We start from the raw sequence: 20,768 nt of genomic DNA on the forward strand, positions 1-20,768 counted from the left end.
GGCCGGCGCGGCGGGCGCCGCGGACTCATTCCGCGTCGCGCGCCGGCACAAGAATTTCGCGGTTGCCGCTCGACGACATCGCCGACACGAGCCCCGACTGCTCCATCTGCTCGAGCAGCCGCGCCGCGCGGTTGTAGCCGATTCGCAGATGGCGTTGCACGAGCGAGATCGACGCGCGGCGGTTCTTGATGACGATCTCGACCGCCTGGTCGTACAGCGGATCAGACTCGCCGCCGCCTTCGCCGGTTCCCGCGCCGGCCGAGCCCTCGTCGCCGTCGGCGGTGCCGCCTTCGAGCAGACCCTCGACGTAGTTCGGCTCGCCCTGCTCCTTGAGCTTCTCGACGACGCGATGCACTTCATCGTCGGCGACGAACGCGCCGTGCACGCGCACGGGCAGCCCCGAGCCCGGCGGCAGGTACAGCATGTCGCCCATCCCGAGCAGCGACTCGGCGCCCATCTGGTCGAGAATCGTGCGCGAGTCGATCTTCGACGACACCTGGAACGCGATCCGCGTCGGCACGTTCGCCTTGATCAGGCCGGTGATCACGTCGACCGACGGACGCTGCGTCGCGAGGATCAGGTGGATGCCGGCCGCACGCGCCTTCTGCGCGATCCGCGCGATCAGCTCCTCGACCTTCTTGCCGACGACCATCATCAGGTCGGCCAGCTCGTCGATCACGACGACGATGTTCGGCAGGCGGCCGAGCGGCTCGGGATCTTCCGGCGTCAGGCTGAACGGGTTCGGGATCTTCTCCTCGCGCTTCGCCGCCTCGTCGATCTTGTTGTTGTAGCCGGCGAGATTGCGCACGCCGAGCTTGCTCATCAGCTTGTAGCGGCGCTCCATCTCCGCGACCGTCCAGTTCAGCGCATGGCCGGCCTGGCGCATGTCGGTGACGACCGGGCACAGCAGGTGCGGAATGCCTTCGTAGACGCTCATTTCGAGCATCTTCGGATCGATCAGGATCAGGCGCACCTGCTCGGCGGTGGCCTTGTACAGCAGCGACAGGATCATCGCGTTGATCCCGACCGACTTGCCCGAACCGGTCGTACCGGCCACCAGCAAGTGCGGCATCTTCGCGAGATCCGCGCACACCGGCTTGCCGCCGATGTCCTTGCCGAGGCTCAGCGTCAGCGCCGACGACGCGGCCGCATACACCTCGGAGCCGATGATCTCCGACAGGTGCACCGTCTGCCGGCGCTGGTTCGGCAGCTCGAGCGCCATGTAGTTCTTGCCGGGAATCGTCTCGACCACGCGGATCGACACGAGCGACAGCGAACGCGCGAGATCCTTCGCGAGGTTGACGATCTGGCTGCCCTTCACGCCGGTGGCCGGCTCGATCTCGTAGCGCGTGACGACCGGGCCCGGATACGCGGCGACGACGCTCGCCTCGACGCCGAAGTCCTTCAGCTTCTTCTCGATCAGGCGCGACGTGAATTCGAGCGTATCGGCGGAAATCGCTTCCTGCGTCTTCGGTGCCGGGTCGAGCAGCGACACCGGCGGCAGCGTCGAATCGCCCGGCAAGTCGGTAAAGAGCGGCACCTGGCGCTCGCGCTCGACGCGCTCGGACTTCGCCGGCGTGACGACCGGCGGCACGATCGTCACCGGCTCGTGATCCTCGATACGTACGCGCTCTTCCTCGACCTTGCCTTCGCGGCGCACCGCCGCGGCCTCGCCGAGCTTGCGGTCGCGCTCGGCCTCGCGGCGCAGCTTCGCGACGTTGACCGCGGACAGGATCGCACCGCCGACGCGCTCGGCGACCGACAGCCACGAGAAACGGAAATACAGCGACAGGCCGATCGCGAGCGCGATCAGCAGCAGCAGCGTGCCGCCCGTGAAGCCGAACGCATGCGACATCGCACCGGCGACGGCCTCGCCGACGACGCCGCCCGGCGCGCGCGGCAACTGCACCTTCAGCGACCACATGCGCAGCGCCTCGATGCCGTCGCACGCGAGCACGACCAGCACGAACGCGAAGATCTCGGTGAGCCAGCCGATCGGCCGCTCCGGTTCGTCGGGAATCGCGTCGTGGCGCGTGATGCGGCGGTAGTTGACGGCGATGCGCCGCCCGAGCGGCACGATCAGCCAGTAGGCCGACAGGCCGAACAGCAGCAGGATGATGTCGGCCGTCCATGCGCCGACGCGGCCGGCCCAGTTCGAGATGTGATCGACCTGGGCGGCGTGCGTCCAGCTCGGATCGCGCCGGCTGTAGCTCAGCAGGGCCATCACCAGAAAGGCGCAGAGCGCGACCTGGAGAATCCAGCGGATCTCCGTGAGGAGCTTCGACATCCGGTGCGGCAACGCCTGTGCCTGGGCGGAATAAGGAGCTTTTGCCATGAATCCGTATAAAGAGGACGGGCCGTGCGCCCGCCTGTCGTTCGATCGCGCTTATTGTAAACGCTGCACCGGGCCGCCAAGTGTAAATGACGGTTACATAACGGGGACGGCATGCCGAACCGGCGCGGCCGGCCGCCACCGGGCCGGATGCCCGCCCTTGCGACAACGCGCCGCCGCATGGCAGGCTGCCGCCCGGCCCGTTGCCCCGGTACGGACGGCACGCCGCGAAACGCTATCGCCACGATTGAAACTCTCGTTCGGCAGCACAGCAACGGGGCCTTTATAATGCGCGTCTGATACCCATCTATGACGGCATCCCGGTCACCCCGGACCGTCCGGCGAGCCTTACCCCGCCCGCCGCAGCCGCCTTTTACGGATTCGCACATGTCCACGCCCAAACACGCCAAAGTCCTGATTCTCGGTTCCGGCCCCGCCGGCTACACGGCTGCCGTCTACGCGGCACGCGCCAACCTGTCCCCGGTGCTGATCACCGGCATCGCGCAGGGCGGCCAGCTGATGACCACGACCGATGTCGAAAACTGGCCGGCGGACGCGAAGGGCGTGCAAGGCCCGGAACTGATGGCGCGCTTCCAGGAGCACGCGGAGCGCTTCAACACCGAAATCGTCTTCGACCACATCCACACCGCGAAGCTGCACGAAAAGCCGATCCGGCTGATCGGCGACTCGGGCGAATACACGTGCGATTCGCTGATCATCGCGACCGGCGCGTCCGCGCAGTATCTCGGCCTGGCCTCCGAGGAAGCGTTCATGGGCAAGGGCGTGTCGGCCTGCGCGACCTGCGACGGCTTCTTCTATCGCAACCAGGAAGTCGCGGTGATCGGCGGCGGCAACACGGCGGTCGAGGAAGCGCTCTACCTGACCGGCATCGCGAAGAAGGTCACGGTGATCCACCGCCGCGACAAGTTCCGCGCGGAGCCGATCCTGATCGACCGCCTGCTGGAGAAGCAAAAGGAAGGCGTCGTCGACATCAAGTGGGATCACGTGCTCGACGAAGTGACGGGCGAGGAATCGGGCGTCACGGGCCTGCGTATCAAGAACGTGAAGACCGGCGCGACGGAAGACCTGCACGTGCAGGGCGTGTTCGTCGCGATCGGCCACAAGCCGAACACCGACCTGTTCCAGGGCCAGCTGGAGATGAAGGACGGCTACATCCTGACGAAGAGCGGCCTGCAAGGCAACGCGACGTCGACGAGCGTGCCGGGCGTGTTCGCCGCGGGCGACGTGCAGGACAACGTGTACCGCCAGGCGATCACCAGTGCGGGCACGGGCTGCATGGCCGCGCTCGACGCGCAGCGCTACCTCGAAAGCCTGCACGACAAGAAGTAAGCGGGGAGCCTTGCCGTGGCGGGCGCTACAATGGCGTCCGCTGCCGCGAAGCGGGCTCGACCGGAAAGCCGCTGCCGCCGCGCAGCGGCTTTTTTCTGCCCGCGCGCCCGAACGCGCCTGCCCCGTTACCGAATCATGGCGAAGAACCAGCCTCATCCGAGCGATCCCGCGAAGCGGAAGATCGCTGCCCGTCCCGTGACCGCGGCGCCCGCCGCGCCGCCGCCCGCGCCCGATGCGGCCGCGTTGCGCGGCCAGGGCCTCGCGGGCCTCGGCGCATTGCGCAAGTCGCTGCAAGGCGAAGCCGATCGGCGCGAGCGCGCGCGCATCGAAACCGTGCAGGCCGAGCGCAAGGCGGAAGCCGACGCGAACCTGTTCCGCAACGAAATCGGCACGATCCGGCCGCTGAACGCGCCGCCGCGCGCGTCGTCGGGCCGCATGCCGCCCGACCCGGTGCCGAAACAGACGCAGCGCGACGAGGAAGCCGTGCTGAACGCAACGCTGTCCGACGAATTCGATCCCGAGACGCTGCTCGACAGCGACGACTCGCTGTATTACCACCGCCCCGGCATCAGCCGCGACGTCGTGCGCAAGCTGAGAAGCGGCGCATGGATCGTGCAGGCGCAGATCGATCTGCACGGGATGCGGCGCGACGAAGCGCGCGATGCGCTCGCCGAATTCATCCGCGAAGCCGGCAAGAAAGGGCTGCGCTGCCTGCGCGTGATCCACGGCAAGGGGCTCGGCTCGATCGGCAAGGAGCCGGTGCTGAAAGGCAAGGTGCGCGCGTGGCTCGTGCAGAAGGAAGAAGTGATCGCATTCTGCGAGGCGCGCGGCCACGACGGCGGCGCGGGCGCGGTGCTGGTGCTGCTGCAGCCGCACGCGGCGCCGGCCGACCGGGGGCCGCGTGCCGCATCCTAGGCTGACGCTCGCGATCGCGATACTGGAGGCGATCGCTACGCTGGCTTTCGCGATTTCGGGGTTCATCGAGGCGCGCAAGAACCGCCTCGACTCGGTCGGCACGTTCGTCGTCGCGCTCGCGACCGCCTTCGGCGGCGGCACGCTGCGCGACATCCTGCTCGAGCGCCGGCCGTTCTACTGGGTCGTGCACGACGACTACGTGATCGCGATCTTCGTGCTCGCGCTGTTCGCGCCGTTCGTGCTGCGCATGCTGTCGCGGCTGTCGGCCGAACGGTTGCTGCTGATCGCCGACGCGATCGGGCTCGGCATCTTCAGCATCTCGGGCACGTCGATCGCGCTCGACGCCGAGATGCCGCGCTTCATCGCGGTGATGATGGGCGTGATCACCGGCGTGGTCGGCGGGATCGTCCGCGACGTGCTGTGCAACGACATCCCGCTGATCCTGCGCGATTCGCGGCCGTACGCGACCTGCGCGTTCGCCGGCTGCTGGTTCTACCTGCTGCTCGTGTGGCTGCAGTTCGACTCGGTGTACAGCGTGCTGCTCGCGACCGGCTTCATCCTCGTCGCGCGGCTCGCGACGTTCAAGTTCGACGTGCGGTTGCCGCATTGACCTGACCGACGCATCCGCGGACGAATCGTCCGCATCGCGGAAACGAAAAAGGGGCCGTTCATCGAAACGGCCCCTTTGTCTTTCGTTCAGCGCAAGCGTCGCGTCACGCGATCCGCTCTTCCGACGCCGGATCGAACAGCACGGCCTTCGACACGTCGAACAGCAGCGACTGCGTCTGCCCCGGCTGCGGGTTCGCGGCCGGATGCACGCGGCTCACGATCCGCTTGCCGTTCACCTGCGCGAACACGTGCGTGTCCGGACCGGTCGGCTCCGTCACGTCGACGCGCACGTCGATCGGCTGCAGCTTCGACGTCTCGCCGTGATGTGCGTTGCGCGCGTCGGTGATACGCTCCGGACGCAGGCCGAGGATCACCTCGCGGCCGACGTGCGACTTCAGTTTCGCCGCGTCGAACGGCAGGATCAGCGCGCTGCGCGCGAGGCCCGTGTCGATCTCGAGCGCGATCCCGCTGCCCTGCTCGACCAGCTTGCCGTTGATGAAGTTCATCGGCGGCGCGCCGATGAACCCCGCAACGAACAGGTTCGACGGCGAATCGTAGATCTCCTGCGGCGCACCGAACTGCTGGACCACGCCGTCCTTCATCACCGCGATCCGGTCGCCGAGCGTCATCGCCTCGATCTGGTCGTGCGTCACGTAGACGATCGTCGTGCCGAGGCGCTGGTGCAGCAGCTTGATTTCCGCGCGCATCTCGATGCGCAGCTTCGCGTCGAGGTTCGACAGCGGTTCGTCGAACAGGAACAGCGACGGATCGCGCGCGAGCGCGCGGCCCATCGCGACGCGCTGGCGCTGGCCGCCCGACAGTTGGCCCGGCTTGCGGTCGAGCAGATGCTGGATCTGCAGCATCGCCGACACGCGGTCGACGATCTGCTGCTGCTCGTTCTTCGGCACCTTGCGGATGTTCAGGCCGAACGAGATGTTCTCGCGCACCGTCATCGACGGATACAGCGCGTACGACTGGAACACCATCGCGATGTCGCGATCCTTCGGCGACAGGTCGTTGACGACCTTGCCGTCGATGCAGATCTCGCCGCTCGTGACGGTCTCGAGCCCGGCGATCATGTTGAGCAGCGTCGATTTCCCGCAGCCCGAGCCGCCGACCAGGATCAGGAACTGTCCGTCCTCGATCTCGATGTCGACACCCTTCAGGACCGGCACCCCGTTCGGGTAGGTCTTGTACACGTCACGGATGGAAAGGCTTGCCATGCTGTGAATCCTCTGTCTCGTCTCGCGCGGCGCACTCGGGCGCCGCGTCGGGTTCGTTTCGATGCGCCGCGCGTGGTGCGCGGCCGGTTCGTCGTATCGGATAACGCCGCGCCTACCCCTTCACCGCGCCCGCCGTCAGCCCGCGCACGAAGTAGCGGCCGGCGACGATGTAGACGAGCAGCGTCGGCAGCGCGGCGATGATCGCGCCGGCCATGTCGACGTTGTATTCCTTCACGCCCGTCGACGTGTTGACGAGGTTGTTCAGCGCGACCGTGATCGGCATCGAATCGACGCCGGAGAACACGATCCCGAACAGGAAGTCGTTCCAGATCTGCGTGAATTGCCAGATCAGGCACACCATGAAGATCGGCAGCGACACCGGCAGCAGGATCTTCGTGAAGATCGTGAAGAAGCCGGCGCCGTCGATGCGGGCAGCCTTCACGAGTTCGGCCGGCACGCTCACGTAGAAGTTGCGGAAGAACATCGTCGTGAACGCGATCCCGTACACGACGTGCACGAACACGAGGCCCGGAATCGTGTTCGCGAGGCCGAGCATCCCCTGCAGGCGCGCCATCGGCAGCAGGATCACCTGGAACGGGATGAAGCAGCCGACCAGCATCATCGTGAACAGCGCGTCGGCGCCGCGAAAGCGCCAGTGCGTGAGCACGTAGCCGTTGAACGCGCCGATCAGCGAAGAGATCAGCACGGCCGGAATCACCATCTGCAGCGAGTTCAGGAAGAACGGCTTCATGCCGTCGCAGCGCACGCCGGTACAGGCGCCGCTCCATGCCTTCACCCACGGGTCGACGGTCCACGTGGTGGGCGGCGTCAGCAGGTTGCCGGTGCGCAACTGGTCGAGGTCCTTGAACGACGTCGACAGCATCACGTAGATCGGGAACAGGAAATACAGCGCGAACAGGATCAGTGCCGCATAGATCACTGCCCGGCTGATCGTCATCTTAGGCTGCATTGCGGGTGCTCCTCGATTCCATATACATCAGCGGCACCAGCACCGCGACGACGGTCGCGAGCATCATCACCGAGGACGCCGCGCCGAGCCCGAGCTGGCCGCGGTTGAACGAAAACGTGTACATGAACATGGCCGGCAGCGACGACGACGTGCCCGGGCCGCCCGCCGTCAGCGCGACGACGAGGTCGAAGGTCTTGATCGTGATGTGGCAGAGGATCAGCAGCACCGAGAAGAACACCGGGCGCATGCTCGGGATCACGATCTTGCGGTAGATGGTCGGCAGCGTCGCGCCGTCGACCTGCGCGGCCTTGAAGATCTCGCCGTCGACGCCGCGCAGCCCCGCGAGGAACAGCGCCATCACGAAGCCGGTCGACTGCCACACGGCCGCGATCACCACGCAGAAGATCGCCTTGTCCGGATCGTCGAGCCAGCCGAACGAGAAGCTCGTCCAGCCCCAGTCGTGCATCACCTTCTCGAGGCCGAGGCCCGGGTTCAGGATCCACTGCCATGCGGTGCCGGTCACGATGAACGACAGTGCCATCGGGTACAGGAAGATCGCGCGCAGCGCGCCTTCGTTGCGGATCCGCTGGTCGAGCAGGATCGCGAGGAACAGGCCGAGCCCGACGCAGATCGCGATGAACGGGATCCCGAACCAGCCGAGGTTCGCGGCGGAGGTCCACCACACGTCGTTCTGGAACAGGTCCGTGTAACGGCCGAAGCCGTCGAATTCGTAGTTGGGCAACAGCCGCGAGCGGGTCAGCGACAGATAGCCGGTAATCAGGATGAAGCCGTAGATGAACACCACGGCGATCGCGACGCTCGGCGCGAGCACGAGCTTCGGGATCCAGCGATCGGCGAAGGCCGACATCGGCGACGTACGCCGTGCGGCGGCAGCGCCGGATCCGTTTCCGCTAAGAGGGGCAGCCACTTGATTCGACTCCTGGAACGAGGGCGACGCAGGCCGGGCCGGCGCCGGGTACGGCACGGGCCCGCGGGCGAGCCCGTTTGCTGCACATGCAAAAACGCCCGGCCGATGAAGCGTTTCCGGCCGGGCGCCTGGCGCGCGTTACTTGACCTTCGCGGCCTTCGCGAGCGCGGCGACCGCGCTCTTCGAATCCTGCTGCGAGTTCATGAACTTCGTCACGACGTCCGTGATCGCGCCGGCGGTCGCGTCGCTTTGCGCCATGCCGTGCGCGAGCGACGGCACGAAGCCGCCCGACTTGATCGCGGTCTGCTCGTCGGCGTACGACTTCTTCGCGCAATCGTCGAACTTGTCCATCTTCACGCCGAGACGCACGGGCACCGAGCCCTTCAGCAGGCTGAACTGCTCCTGGAAGTCCGGCGTCATGATCGTCTTCGCGAGCGCGAGCTGGCCCGGCGTCGCGTTCTTCTCGCCCTTCTGCTGGAAGAACACGAACGAGTCGACGTTGAACGTGTACGAATTCGCGGTGCCCGGCACCGGCGCGCAGACGTAGTCCTTGCCCGCCTTCTTGCCGGCGTTCTCGAACTCGCCCTTCGCCCAGTCGCCCATGAACTGCATGCCGGCCTTGCCGTTGATGACCATCGCGGTCGCCAGGTTCCAGTCGCGGCCGTTACGGCCGGTGTCGAAGTAGCCCTGGATCTTGCGCACCGTGTCGAACACCGACAGCATCTGCGGCGACGTCAGCGTCGCCTGGTCAAGGTCGACCAGCGCCTTCTTGTAGAACGCCGGGCCCTGCGACAGCACGACGTCTTCCCACAGCGTCAGGTCCTGCCACGGCTGGCCGCCCATCGCGACCGGCTGGATGCCTGCGGCCTTCAGCTTGTCGGCCACCGCGAAGAATTCAGGCCAGGTGGTCGGCACCTTCGCGCCGACCTTGTCGAGCGCGGCCTTGTTGATGTACAGCCAGTTGACGCGGTGCACCGAGAACGGCGCGGCGACGGTATGGCCCTTGTACTTGATGATCTTGTCGATTTCCGGCGGCAGGTTCTGTTTCCAGTCGCCGGCGGCCGAATCGATGTTGACGAGCACGCCCTGGTCGGCCCAGTCCTGGATCAGCGGGCCCTTGATCTGCGCGGCCGACGGAGAATCGCCGCTGATCACCTTGGTCTTCAGCGCGGTCATCGCCGCGGCGCCGGCGCCGCCCGCGACCGCGAAGTCCTTCCACACGTAGCCCTGCTTCTGCAGGTCGTCCTTCAGCACGCCGACGGCCTTCGACTCGCCGCCCGAGGTCCACCAGTGCAGCACGGTTACGTTCTCGGCTGCCTGCGCCGCCACGGCGCCAGCCATCAGGCCTGCGGCGCAGAGCGCGCCCATGATCGAGCGAACTTTCATTACTTATCTCCTCCAGACTGAATCAACTCGTGAGGTTCCCTGACCGGGAACCGGCTTCTTGATAACGACGGGGAAATCGAGCCGCGGGACGCATGCAGCGTACGGGGCCGATGACCGGCCGGGCTCTTACAGAAAGCGTGAATCGAGATTCAACGGCGTGTCTCCTCTTTGTGTTTCTGGCCCGCCGCGATGATGCGACGCGAGCCCGGGGCCGACGGCGCGCCAACGGTGCGCGCCGCCAATGTCCGATAACATTCGGCACAAGGCGCTCCCGAAGGCGAAGCTCGCGCAGTTCATCGACCGCACTTCTTTTTTTCTTCACCCAGGTGCTACCCCTTGCGGCGGATTGTAGTTAAACTACAATTCAGTGTCAAAAATATTTTTATCGCACTACGGATCGCTTCCGGGCACCCCCAACACGGCGGAGACACATGCATACCGATTCCAGCTTTACCTTCGTACTTTTCGGCGGCACCGGCGATTTGTCGATGCGCAAGATCCTGCCCGCGCTGTTCGAAGCGCACCGCGCGAACATGCTGGCGGCGAGCGGCCGGATCGTCGCCGTGGCGCGACACGAATCGGATCGGGCGGCCTATCTCGAATGGGTCGACACGCACGTGAAGCCGCATGCGGCGAAGGCGGCCGGCAATGCATTCGACGACGCGGCATGGAAGTCGTTTCTCGAGCGCATCGAGTACGTGAAGCTCGATCTCGGCCGCGCGGAGGACTACGTCGTGCTGCGCGACGCGGTCGCCTCGCTGCCCGGCATCCGCGTGTTCTATCTCGCGACGGGCCCGTCGCTGTTCGTGCCGATCTGCAAGGCGCTCGCGTCGGTCGGCCTGAACGAAGGCGCGCGCATCGTGCTCGAGAAGCCGCTCGGCTACGATCTGAAATCGTCGAACGCGATCAACGACGCGGTCGGCGAGATCTTCGCGGAAGGCCAGATCTACCGGATCGACCACTATCTCGGCAAGGAGCCGGTACAGAACCTGCTCGCGCTGCGCTTCGGCAATGCGCTGTTCGAGCCGCTGTGGCGCCGCGAATGGGTCGAGAGCATCCAGATCACGATCGCGGAAGAGCTCGGCGTCGAGGCGCGCGGCGATTTCTACGACAATACGGGCGCGCTGCGCGACATGGTGCAGAACCACCTGCTGCAGCTGCTGTCGATCGTCGCGATGGAGCCGCCGCACTCGATGGATTCCGACTCGGTGCGCGATGAAAAGCTGCGCGTGCTGCGCGCGCTGAAGCCGGTCGACCCGCGCGACATCGGCAAGGTTGCCGTGCGCGGCCAGTATCATGCGGGCGTGATCAAGGGCGCGCAGGTGCCGGCCTATGCGACCGAGCCGGGCGTGAAGCCCGACAGCCAGACCGAAACCTTCGTCGCACTGAAGGTCGAGATCGAGAACTGGCGCTGGGCCGGCGTGCCGTTCTTCCTGCGCACCGGCAAGCGTCTGGCCGACCGCGTCGCGGAGATCGTCGTCAACTTCCGCCCGGTACCGCATTCGGCGCTGGGGCCGACCGCGCTGCGCCCCGGTTCGAATCGTCTCGTGATCCGGCTGCAGCCGAACGAGACGATCCGCCTGTACTGTCTCGCGAAGCAGCCGGGCGAAGGGATGAACCTCGCGAGCGTGCACCTCGATCTCGCGTTCGACCAGTTCTTCAAGGAAGGGCAGATGGAGGCGTACCAGCGCCTGCTGCTCGACGTGATCAACGGCCGGCTCGCGCTGTTCGTGCGTCGCGACGAGCAGGAAGCCGCATGGCAGTGGGTCGAGCCGATCCTGAACGAATGGGCGCGCACGCTGAAGCCGCCGAAGCCGTATGCGGCGGGTACGTGGGGGCCGGCCGCGTCGAGCGCGATGCTCGCGCAGCACGACACCTGCTGGCTCGAAGAAGAAAACTGAACCAAACCGTTGCCGCGTACGCCACCGTACGCGGCAACGTGCATCACGATTCGTACGATTTGAACAGACAAAGCAGTCCGGAGGAGATGTGATCGAGATCCACGCTTTCGACACCCAGGAAGCGCAAAGCGAAGCGCTCGCGCGCGCCGTCGGCGATGCGCTGCGCGCGGCGCTCGCCGGCCCCGCGCGCCCGACGCTCGCGGTGTCCGGCGGCACCAGCCCGCGCCCGTTCCTGCACACGCTGTCGCACGCGACGCTCGACTGGGCCGGCGTCGACGTCACGCTGGTCGACGACCGCTGGGTGCCGGACGACGACGCGGCCAGCAACGCGCAACTCGTGCGCGACACGCTGCTGCAACACGCGGCGGCCCCTGCCCGCTTCCTGCCGCTCGTCGACACGCGCACCACGCTCGATGCGCACGTCGCCGCGCTCAACGCGAACGCCGACTACCGCGTGCCGACCGTCGCCGTGCTCGGCATGGGCGAGGACGGCCACACCGCGTCGATCTTCGCCGACGCGCCCGAATGGGACCACGCGATCACGACGCCCGAGCGGTTCGTCGCCGTGCATCCGGGCGCCGCGCCCCATGCGCGCGTGAGCTATTCGCTCGATGCGCTGAAGCGTGTCGACCGGCTGTTCCTGCTGATCGCGGGCGAGCGCAAACGCGACGTGCTCGACGCCGCGACCGCGTCGCTGCAGAAGAACGCGATTTCCCAACTGGCCAACGACAAGGGGACCCAGCTCGATGTCTACTGGTGCGCAAAGTAAGGCGGTCGTCGCGGGTCAGCATGCCGACGGCCCGCGCCTGCTCGCGGACGTCGGCGGCACCAACGCGCGCTTCGCGCTGGAAACCGGCCCGGGCGAGATCACGCAGATCCGCGTCTATCCCGGCGCCGATTATCCGACGATCACCGACGCGATCCGCAAGTATCTGAAGGACGTGAAGATCAGCCGCGTGAACCACGCGGCGATCGCGATCGCGAACCCGGTCGACGGCGACCAGGTCACGATGACCAATCACGACTGGAGCTTCTCGATCGAGGCGACGCGCCGCGCGCTCGGCTTCGACACGCTGCTGGTTGTCAACGACTTCACCGCGCTCGCGATGGCGCTGCCGGGCCTGACCGATGCGCAGCGCGTGCAGGTCGGCGGCGGCGCGCGCCGCCAGAACAGCGTGATCGGGCTGCTCGGGCCCGGCACCGGGCTCGGCGTGTCGGGCCTGATTCCGGCCGACGACCGCTGGATCGCGCTCGGCAGCGAAGGCGGCCATGCGTCGTTCGCGCCGCAGGACGAGCGCGAGGATCTCGTGCTGCAATACGCGCGCAAGAAGTTTCCGCACGTGTCGTTCGAGCGCGTGTGCGCGGGCCCCGGCATGGAGATCATCTATCGTGCGCTCGCCGCGCGCGACAAGAAGCGGGTGGCCGCATCCGTCGACACGGTCGAGATCGTCGAGCGCGCCCATGCGGGCGACGCACTCGCGCTCGAGACGGTCGAATGCTTCTGCGGGATTCTCGGCGCGTTCGCGGGCAGCGTCGCGCTGACGCTCGGCGCGCTCGGCGGCGTGTACATCGGCGGCGGCGTCGCGCTGAAGCTGGGCGAGCTGTTCACGCGCTCGTCGTTCCGCGCGCGCTTCGAGGCGAAGGGCCGCTTCACGCACTACCTCGAGAACATCCCGACCTACCTGATCACCGCCGAATACCCGGCGTTCCTCGGCGTATCGGCGATCCTCGCGGAACAGTTGTCGAACCGTTCGGGCGGTGCGTCGTCGGCCGTGTTCGAGCGGATCCGCCAGATGCGCGACGCGCTGACGCCGGCCGAGCGCCGCGTCGCCGATCTCGCGCTGAACCATCCGCGCTCGATCATCAACGATCCGATCGTCGACATCGCGCGCAAGGCCGACGTGAGCCAGCCGACCGTGATCCGCTTCTGCCGCTCGCTCGGCTGCCAGGGGCTGTCGGATTTCAAGCTGAAGCTCGCGACCGGCCTCACCGGCACGATTCCGATGAGCCACAGCCAGGTGCATCTCGGCGATACGGCCACCGACTTCGGCGCGAAGGTGCTCGACAACACGGTGTCCGCGATCCTGCAACTGCGCGAGCACCTGAATTTCGAGCACGTCGAGAACGCGATCGAGATCCTGAACGGCGCGCGCCGCATCGAGTTCTACGGGCTCGGCAACTCGAACATCGTCGCGCAGGACGCGCACTACAAGTTCTTCCGCTTCGGGATCCCGACGATCGCGTACGGCGACCTGTACATGCAGGCCGCGTCGGCCGCGCTGCTCGGCAAGGGCGACGTGATCGTCGCGGTGTCGAAGTCGGGGCGCGCGCCCGAACTGCTGCGCGTGCTCGACGTCGCGATGCAGGCCGGCGCGAAGGTGATCGCGATCACGTCGAGCAACACGCCGCTCGCGAAGCGCGCGACCGTCGCGCTCGAGACCGACCACATCGAGATGCGCGAGTCGCAGCTGTCGATGATCTCGCGGGTCCTGCATCTGCTGATGATCGACATCCTCGCGGTGGGCGTCGCGATCCGCCGCGCATCGACCAACGGCGAGCTGCCGGAGGCCGTCGCGCAGGCGCGGGCACGCGCCAGCGACGACGAAACGGCCGACGTGCTCGATTGGCTCAGCCATGGGGCTTCGCCGGCGGCGAAGGACGTCGCGCGGGATTGACGCAGCGGTAAAAAAACGCCTCGGTGAACGACACCCCGAATGCTGGATTCAGGCCCGGCGTTCGGGGTGTTTTGCATGATCGGCATCGGCGCGAACAACAGCGGCTCGGCAGGTATTGACGATGCCTTCTACCTATGGCTGTGCGTGACGTCATACGTTCGTACACGCCCCCATTTTCGAACAAGTCCAATTGTCTGCAGTTGCCCAGGCTCGGTAACTTCCTTCACTCCGCGTGATGCAGCCATCCCGGTCCGACGCGAGAAATGACACGTTTCTCACAGAACCCCGATTGGCATCGACAGCATCACGTTCATCCAGTTTGCGGAGAGGGATATGCCTAGACCACGTTTTTCAGCCGCATGGGCAGCAGCAATGCGCATTTACGCGCCGATAAATTCCGCGGAGAAAGTTGCCTTGACGATTGGTGGCAACGTGGCCACCAATATCCAGCGATGTGACAAAGCAGAAGTGATCAAATTCCCGCCTTCGCTGGGAGGCAGCACCCTGGACAATAGGCACGGGATCGTTCTCTTCGAGGTTTCAGCCTCGTCGATAGCCTGAGAGAGGAATACTATAATGAACAATACCTATGCCTTTGGTACACATCGAGATCTCACGCCAATGGAACTGTTTTTCCTTATCTTTATCGATGAGACATGCAAGGAACTTGGTGTTGACGATGTAGCAGCAGTGGTTGCCATTGTGGCCGGTCAAAATTGGATGCCAACACGAGCAAAGCCCTTTGGTACCACGCCGGGGACTTCTGTTGCGTCGATATTGAGTCGCAAGTATCTGGACTACGATTTGAAGAAGAAAATCCTCCCAACGTTGACCAATGCCAGCGTCAAGCGCTTGAAGTTCATTCTGGTAAGAAACATTGGGGTTTTCGTTGGGCGCGCAGTTCCTGTCGTTGGGTGGGTCATTGCTGCCAAGGATGTCACGATGATCAGCATTCGTTCCGTGTCGCGCTATAACGCGCTTGTTAAGCCTGAGGACAAGGTGTTCTGATGAGCCAGTTTACGTGGGACGAGTTTGAGGATTTCGTGAGAAAGGAGGCCGGTGTCAGCCCCAAAAAAATTCTCACAAAAGATCATGCCGTCGAGGGTGATTTGGATATCACTGGCGACGATGCGGTCGAGTTTATGGAGCGCTTCTTCGATAAATTTCCAGTGCAAGTTGGAGATTTTGAGTTCAATCGCTACTTCTCAGGAGAGGGCTTTAGCTTGATTGAAGTGGCGCGGATGGCTTTCTCCAGAAAACGCCGAGAAAAATATGACAAAGTACCACTGACTCTAGGCATGCTCTATCAGGCTATTTTGGATGGAGAGTGGAGCAATCAGCGCTTGGAAAGCCTACCGCGCTGATTGCTCCTAGCCACATAGACCGGTTCATCTTTTAGGCGATGTGTTGGATCTGTGCATACCTCTGGAGTCTGCCATCAGACAAAATCCACTGCTCCGGTGTGTGATGTTCTGGGCCCTGATGTTCGCGGCACAACCCAGCCACGCCACGGATACGTCGTCGTCGCCACAAGCCGGCGCCCGAACCTACGCGCAGAACTACAAGGACATGGTGCTCGCCGAATGCGTCGCGACCGCTTATCGGAATGAACCGTCCGCTGCGATGGACGCGGGAAGCAGCGCCAGTGCACTAATGGATTGGACCGACTTCGATCTGGAACGGAACCCCGACACGGGCAAATCGCTGGTCAATCGTTTTCTTGCACGCGACTATCGCAATCCGGTCGTCGAGTCCGAAATCAAGGGCGTGAGGTTTGATTTTTTGAAATGCCTGGATCTGTATCACAGCCAGGAACTCGAGACCGAAGTCAGGCGATTCGTGATCAACCCGAAGCGCAGCTATCGACTCGACAATCGCTCGTCAGGCCGTTCAAAGTGATGCAGAGGGGAAGTTCAAACCCGTCGACCGCCCTCCTCCGCCAGTTTCGCCGCGCTGCTCAAGCCCCGGCCCGCACAGGCCGTCCATGCCAGCGCAGCACCAGATAGCGCCCGACGAAGCACAGCACGCCGGTGACGCCGATCGTCACGCCCATCGCGAACGGCGTGCCGTCCGCGAGTGCGCCGATCGCGACGCTCGCGAGTGCGCCAAGCGCGAGCTGCATCGCGCCGAACACGGCCGCCGACGCGCCCGCGTTGTGCGGATAGCGGTGCATCAGGTCGGTCGTGCAGTTCGCGGACAGGATCCCGACCACGCCGACGACGAAGAACAGGCACACGACGATCGACCACAGCCCGCCCAACCCCGTCAGCGCGACGAACGCGACCGCGAGCGACGCGATACAGCTCACGAGCGACGCGGCCGCGATGATGCGCAGCGAACCGATGCGGCCGACGAGCCGCGTGTTCGCGAAGTTGCCGATCATGATCCCGACGACGTTCAGCCCGAACAGCAGCCCGTAGTGCTGCGGCGACACGTGGAAATACTCGATGTACACGAACGGCGTCGCGGTGATGTACGAGAACATCGACGCGAACGCCATCCCGCCGCACAGCATGTGCCCCCATGCGACGGGGTCGGACAGGATGCGCCCGTACGAGGCGAACGACGCGAGCACGGCCGCGCTCTTGCGCCGCTCCTTCGGCCAGGTTTCAGGCACGCGCAAGTACGCGGTCGTCGCGCATAGCGCGCCGAACACGGCCAGCACGACGAACACGCCGCGCCAGCCGGAGAAACGCAGGATCTGGCCGCCGATCAGCGGCGCGAGCAGCGGCCCGACCGCGGTGACGATCGCGACCATCGACAGCACCTTCGCCGCGTCGCTCGGCTCGTGCGCGTCGCGCGCGATCGCCCGCGCGAGCACCGACGCGGCGCCGGCGCCGAGCGCCTGCAGGAAACGCACGACGATCAGCATGTCGATCGAGCCCGACACGAAGCAGCCGATGCTCGCGAGCGTGAACAGCGCGATTCCGCCGAGCAGCACGGGGCGGCGGCCCCACGTGTCGGACAGCGGGCCGTACAGCAGCATGCCGATCGAGAAGCCGGCCATGAAGCTCGTCAGCGTGCGTTGCGCGGCGCCGGGGCTCACGGAGAAGCCGGCGGCAATCGACGGCAGGCTTGGCAGGTACATGTCGGTGGCGATCGGCCCGCAGGCCGCGAGCGCACCGAGCAACAGGATCAGCCGGGCATCGGGCCGGCGCCGGACGACGTGAGACATGGGTATCCGGAATGGGAGCCCGCGCGCATCGGGGCGCGCGTGGCGGTGAAGACGGGAGGCCGCGCCGCAAGCGGCGCGCTCAGGCCCATGATTGTACGCGCAACTTTTTTGCCTGCCCCGGGGCTGCATGCGGCGGCGGCCAGGAACACGCCCGCGCTCGTCGCCCGCCGAACGAGCGCGCGGGTGGATTCGATTAAGCTTGCTGCTTGCCTCTCTTGTCTGACCCATTCGACGTACGACCGAACCGATGACCGCTTTCCTGCTGATCTGGAGCCCCAAGAAATGGCCATGGCCCGAGCTGCCCGACGTCGCCGCGCGCGTGAAGGCCGGCGAGGCCGTGCATGACGTGTGGGGCTGCGGCTTCGCGCGCGGCATCCTGCCGGGCGACCGCGTATTCCTGCACCGCGTCGCGAAGGAACCGAAAGGCGTGTTCGGCTCCGGCTACGTCACGCGCGCGCCGTACGAGGTGCCCGATCCGTCGACCAAGCGCGGCTACCGGCTGTGCATCGACTTCGTGTACGACTGGCTCGTCGACGCGCATCAGGACGTCGTGATTCCGCGTGATGCGCTGCGCGTGCATCCGTACTCGGTACAGACGTGGGACGCGCAGAGTTCCGGCACGTCGATCAAGCCGATGGTCGAAGGTCCGCTCGAAAAGCGCTGGGCCGAACTGACCGGCAAGCGCAAGCCGCCGCGATAGGCGGAAACCGGCTCGAATCGGGGCCGCCTTCCCGCTTAGACGCCCCCCTTCGCGCGCCGAAAGGCCGCAGACCGCCCGGCGGGCCTGCCGCGCGCGTCTCCGGTACAATCAGACGATCGTTCCGCCCAGGCGCCGCGGCCCGTGCACAGGCCCCCGCGCCCTTCTCTCGCAGGTTTCGCTCATGTCCAACAATCAGATCCTCTTCGAACGCGCCCAGAAGACCATTCCCGGCGGCGTCAACTCGCCGGTGCGCGCGTTCCGTTCGGTCGGCGGCACGCCGCGTTTCGTCGCGCGCGCGCAAGGCCCGTATTTCTGGGATGCCGACGGCAAGCAGTACATCGACTACATCGGCTCGTGGGGCCCGATGATCGTCGGCCACGTCCATCCCGAAGTGCTGTCGGCCGTGCAAAACGTGCTCGCCGACGGCTTCTCGTTCGGCGCGCCGACCGAAGCCGAGATCGAGATCGCCGAGGAAATCTGCAAGCTCGTGCCGTCGATCGAACAGGTGCGGATGGTGTCGAGCGGCACCGAGGCCACGATGAGCGCGCTGCGTCTCGCGCGCGGCTTCACGGGCCGCAGCCGCATCGTGAAGTTCGAGGGCTGCTACCACGGCCACGCGGACAGCCTGCTGGTCAAAGCCGGCTCGGGCCTGCTGACGTTCGGCAACCCGACGTCGGCCGGCGTGCCCGCCGACATCGCGAAGCACACGACCGTCCTCGAATACAACAACGTCGCCGCGCTGGAAGAAGCATTCGGCGCGTTCGGCGACGAAATCGCCGCGGCGATCGTCGAGCCGGTCGCCGGCAACATGAACCTCGTACGCGGCACGCCCGAATTCCTGAACGCGCTGCGCGCGCTGTGCACGAAGCACGGCGCCGTGCTGATCTTCGACGAGGTGATGTGCGGGTTCCGCGTCGCGCTCGGCGGCGCGCAGGCGCACTACGGCATCGCGGCCGACCTCACCTGCCTCGGCAAGGTGATCGGCGGCGGGATGCCGGCTGCCGCGTTCGGGGGCCGCCGCGACATCATGGCCCACCTCGCGCCGCTCGGCGGCGTCTACCAGGCCGGCACGCTGTCGGGCAACCCGATCGCGGTCGCCGCGGGCCTGAAGACGCTGCAACTGATCCAGGCGCCCGGCTTCTACGACGCGCTCACCGCGCAGACGAAGCGGCTCGCCGACGGCCTCGCGGCCGAAGCGCGCGCGGCCGGCGTGCCGTTCGCGGCCGACTCGATCGGCGCGATGTTCGGCCTGTACTTCGCCGAGCGTGTGCCGACCAGCTTCGCGGAAGTCACGAAGAGCGACACCGAGCGCTTCAACCGCTTCTTCCACCTGATGCTCGACGAGGGCGTGTACTTCGCGCCGTCCGCGTACGAAGCCGGCTTCGTGTCGAGCACGCACGACGACGCGGTGATCGACGCGACGCTCGCGGCCGCACGCCGCGCGTTCGCGGCACTCGCCGCCTGACCCGGGGGCGCGCGCATGTTCTCGGATACCGATTTCGCCCACATGCAGCGCGCGCTTGCGCTCGCCGCGCGCGGCATGTACACGACCGCACCGAATCCGCGCGTCGGCTGCGTGATCGTCAAGGACGGCGACGTGATCGGCGAAGGCTTCACGCAGCCGGCCGGCCAGGACCACGCGGAAGTGCAGGCGCTGAAGGATGCGCGTTCGCGCGGCTACGACGTCGCGGGCTCGACCGTCTACGTGACGCTCGAACCGTGCAGCCATTTCGGCCGCACGCCGCCGTGCGCGAACGCGCTGATCGACGCGCGCGTCGCGAAGGTGGTCGCGGCGATGGAAGACCCGAATCCGCAGGTGTCGGGCCGCGGCCTCGGGATGCTGCGCGACGCGGGCATCGACGTGCGCTGCGGGCTGCTCGCGCATGAAGCGGGCGAACTGAACATCGGCTTCGTGTCGCGGATGACGCGCGGCCGGCCGTGGGTGCGGATGAAGACCGCCGCGTCGCTCGACGGCCGCACCGCGCTGCCGTCCGGCGAAAGCCAGTGGATCACCGGCGAGGCCGCGCGCCTCGACGGCCACGCATGGCGCGCACGCGCGTGCGCGATCCTCACCGGCATCGGCACAGTGCGCGAGGACAATCCGCTGCTGACCGTGCGCGGCATCGACACGCCGCGCCAGCCGCAACGCATCCTCGTGGACAGCCGCCTCGACCTGCCGCTCGACGCGCGGCTGCTGGAAGGCGCGCCGCTGCTGATCTTCTGCGGCCGGCTCGACGCCGCCGGCGAAGTCCGCGCGAACGTGCTGAAGTCGCGCGGCGCGGAAATCGTGCCGCTCGCGAATGCGCACGGCAAGGTCGACCTGCCCGCGATGCTGGCGGCGCTCGGCGCGCGCGGCGTCAACGAGTTGCACGTCGAGGCCGGCCACAAGCTGAACGGTTCGCTGCTGCGCGAGCACTGCGTCGACGAATTGCTGGTATATCTGGCGCCGAGCCTGCTGGGCGCCGACGCGGCCGGCATGTTCGATCTCGCCGCGCCGGCCAGCCTCGATGCGCGCACGCGGCTGTCGTTCCACGGTATCGAGCGGATCGGCGACGACCTGCGGATCCTCGCGCGCGTCGCGCCGCCCGACGCCTCTCACTGAAC

At 66.3% G+C, this 20,768-nt stretch carries 19 protein-coding genes; 13 read left to right on the forward strand and 6 right to left on the reverse strand.

Annotated elements, in window-relative coordinates; genetic code table 11:
- Positions 1-25: 25 nt before the first annotated feature.
- Positions 26-2,335, reverse strand: a complete 2,310-nt coding sequence (locus tag J8I33_RS21580) for a DNA translocase FtsK (protein ID WP_069621126.1) — start codon at positions 2,333-2,335, stop codon at positions 26-28.
- Positions 2,336-2,719: 384 nt separating this feature from the next.
- Between J8I33_RS21580 and trxB the strand changes: the two genes are divergently transcribed.
- From trxB to J8I33_RS21595, 3 genes are all read left to right on the forward strand, one after another.
- Complete coding sequence (trxB, locus tag J8I33_RS21585) at positions 2,720-3,682, forward strand: thioredoxin-disulfide reductase (protein ID WP_050011600.1); 963 nt, start codon at positions 2,720-2,722, stop codon at positions 3,680-3,682.
- A gap of 135 nt (positions 3,683-3,817) precedes the next feature.
- Entirely contained in the window at positions 3,818-4,597 is a 780-nt protein-coding gene (locus J8I33_RS21590; protein WP_050011601.1) for a Smr/MutS family protein, read from the forward strand.
- Positions 4,584-5,207, forward strand: coding sequence for a trimeric intracellular cation channel family protein (locus tag J8I33_RS21595; protein WP_209939041.1), 624 nt, complete (start codon positions 4,584-4,586; stop codon positions 5,205-5,207). The genes J8I33_RS21590 and J8I33_RS21595 overlap by 14 nt, the downstream gene beginning before the upstream one ends.
- 103 nt (positions 5,208-5,310) lie before the next feature.
- Here the strand turns inward: J8I33_RS21595 and ugpC are convergent, their stop codons facing one another.
- From ugpC to J8I33_RS21615, 4 genes are all read right to left on the reverse strand, one after another.
- Entirely contained in the window at positions 5,311-6,429 is a 1,119-nt protein-coding gene (gene ugpC / locus J8I33_RS21600) for a sn-glycerol-3-phosphate ABC transporter ATP-binding protein UgpC (RefSeq protein WP_050011602.1), read from the reverse strand.
- A gap of 112 nt (positions 6,430-6,541) precedes the next feature.
- The gene (locus tag J8I33_RS21605) at positions 6,542-7,399 is read right to left on the reverse strand and encodes a carbohydrate ABC transporter permease (protein WP_011544828.1); all 858 of its coding nucleotides are present in this window, start codon (positions 7,397-7,399) and stop codon (positions 6,542-6,544) included.
- Entirely contained in the window at positions 7,389-8,327 is a 939-nt protein-coding gene (locus tag J8I33_RS21610; RefSeq protein WP_011544827.1) for a sugar ABC transporter permease, read from the reverse strand. The genes J8I33_RS21605 and J8I33_RS21610 overlap by 11 nt, the downstream gene beginning before the upstream one ends.
- A 138-nt stretch (positions 8,328-8,465) precedes the next feature.
- Complete coding sequence (locus tag J8I33_RS21615; RefSeq protein ID WP_124556064.1) at positions 8,466-9,713, reverse strand: ABC transporter substrate-binding protein; 1,248 nt, start codon at positions 9,711-9,713, stop codon at positions 8,466-8,468.
- 431 nt (positions 9,714-10,144) lie between these two features.
- Between J8I33_RS21615 and zwf the strand changes: the two genes are divergently transcribed.
- The 7 genes from zwf to J8I33_RS21650 all read left to right on the forward strand — a co-directional run bounded on the left by zwf (position 10,145) and on the right by J8I33_RS21650 (position 16,188).
- Positions 10,145-11,614, forward strand: coding sequence for a glucose-6-phosphate dehydrogenase (gene zwf / locus J8I33_RS21620; RefSeq protein ID WP_209939042.1), 1,470 nt, complete (start codon positions 10,145-10,147; stop codon positions 11,612-11,614).
- Positions 11,615-11,702: 88 nt separating this feature from the next.
- Positions 11,703-12,383, forward strand: a complete 681-nt coding sequence (gene pgl / locus J8I33_RS21625; RefSeq protein WP_209939043.1) for a 6-phosphogluconolactonase — start codon at positions 11,703-11,705, stop codon at positions 12,381-12,383.
- On the forward strand, positions 12,361-14,289 hold the full coding sequence (locus J8I33_RS21630) for a bifunctional transcriptional regulator/glucokinase (RefSeq protein ID WP_050011605.1): 1,929 nt from the start codon (positions 12,361-12,363) through the stop codon (positions 14,287-14,289). Before pgl ends, J8I33_RS21630 begins: the two co-directional genes overlap by 23 nt.
- Before the next feature lie 333 nt (positions 14,290-14,622).
- Positions 14,623-14,850: a hypothetical protein gene (locus J8I33_RS21635; RefSeq protein ID WP_124629860.1), complete on the forward strand. Its 228-nt coding sequence runs from the start codon at positions 14,623-14,625 to the stop codon at positions 14,848-14,850.
- A 15-nt stretch (positions 14,851-14,865) separates the two neighbouring features.
- Positions 14,866-15,297 (forward strand): STM2901 family protein, encoded by a 432-nt coding sequence (locus J8I33_RS21640; protein ID WP_060313020.1) that lies wholly within the window; start codon positions 14,866-14,868, stop codon positions 15,295-15,297.
- Entirely contained in the window at positions 15,297-15,653 is a 357-nt protein-coding gene (locus tag J8I33_RS21645; RefSeq protein WP_124556067.1) for a DUF1493 family protein, read from the forward strand. The genes J8I33_RS21640 and J8I33_RS21645 overlap by 1 nt, the downstream gene beginning before the upstream one ends.
- A 103-nt stretch (positions 15,654-15,756) precedes the next feature.
- Entirely contained in the window at positions 15,757-16,188 is a 432-nt protein-coding gene (locus tag J8I33_RS21650) for a type VI secretion system amidase immunity protein Tai4 (protein WP_089488240.1), read from the forward strand.
- Positions 16,189-16,246: 58 nt separating this feature from the next.
- Here the strand turns inward: J8I33_RS21650 and J8I33_RS21655 are convergent, their stop codons facing one another.
- Positions 16,247-17,464, reverse strand: a complete 1,218-nt coding sequence (locus tag J8I33_RS21655) for a Bcr/CflA family multidrug efflux MFS transporter (RefSeq protein ID WP_209926496.1) — start codon at positions 17,462-17,464, stop codon at positions 16,247-16,249.
- 247 nt (positions 17,465-17,711) lie between these two features.
- Here J8I33_RS21655 and J8I33_RS21660 point away from each other — a divergent pair, with 247 nt between their 5' ends.
- From J8I33_RS21660 to ribD, 3 genes are all read left to right on the forward strand, one after another.
- The gene (locus J8I33_RS21660) at positions 17,712-18,164 is read left to right on the forward strand and encodes a hypothetical protein (protein ID WP_012328082.1); all 453 of its coding nucleotides are present in this window, start codon (positions 17,712-17,714) and stop codon (positions 18,162-18,164) included.
- Positions 18,165-18,345: 181 nt separating this feature from the next.
- Entirely contained in the window at positions 18,346-19,629 is a 1,284-nt protein-coding gene (gene hemL / locus J8I33_RS21665) for a glutamate-1-semialdehyde 2,1-aminomutase (protein WP_209926503.1), read from the forward strand.
- Between the two features lie 15 nt (positions 19,630-19,644).
- Positions 19,645-20,766, forward strand: coding sequence for a bifunctional diaminohydroxyphosphoribosylaminopyrimidine deaminase/5-amino-6-(5-phosphoribosylamino)uracil reductase RibD (ribD, locus tag J8I33_RS21670; RefSeq protein ID WP_209926504.1), 1,122 nt, complete (start codon positions 19,645-19,647; stop codon positions 20,764-20,766).
- Positions 20,767-20,768 lie beyond the last annotated feature (2 nt).

It is taken from the genome of Burkholderia sp. AcTa6-5, from assembly GCF_017815075.1.
Classification (GTDB): Bacteria; Pseudomonadota; Gammaproteobacteria; order Burkholderiales; family Burkholderiaceae; genus Burkholderia; species Burkholderia sola.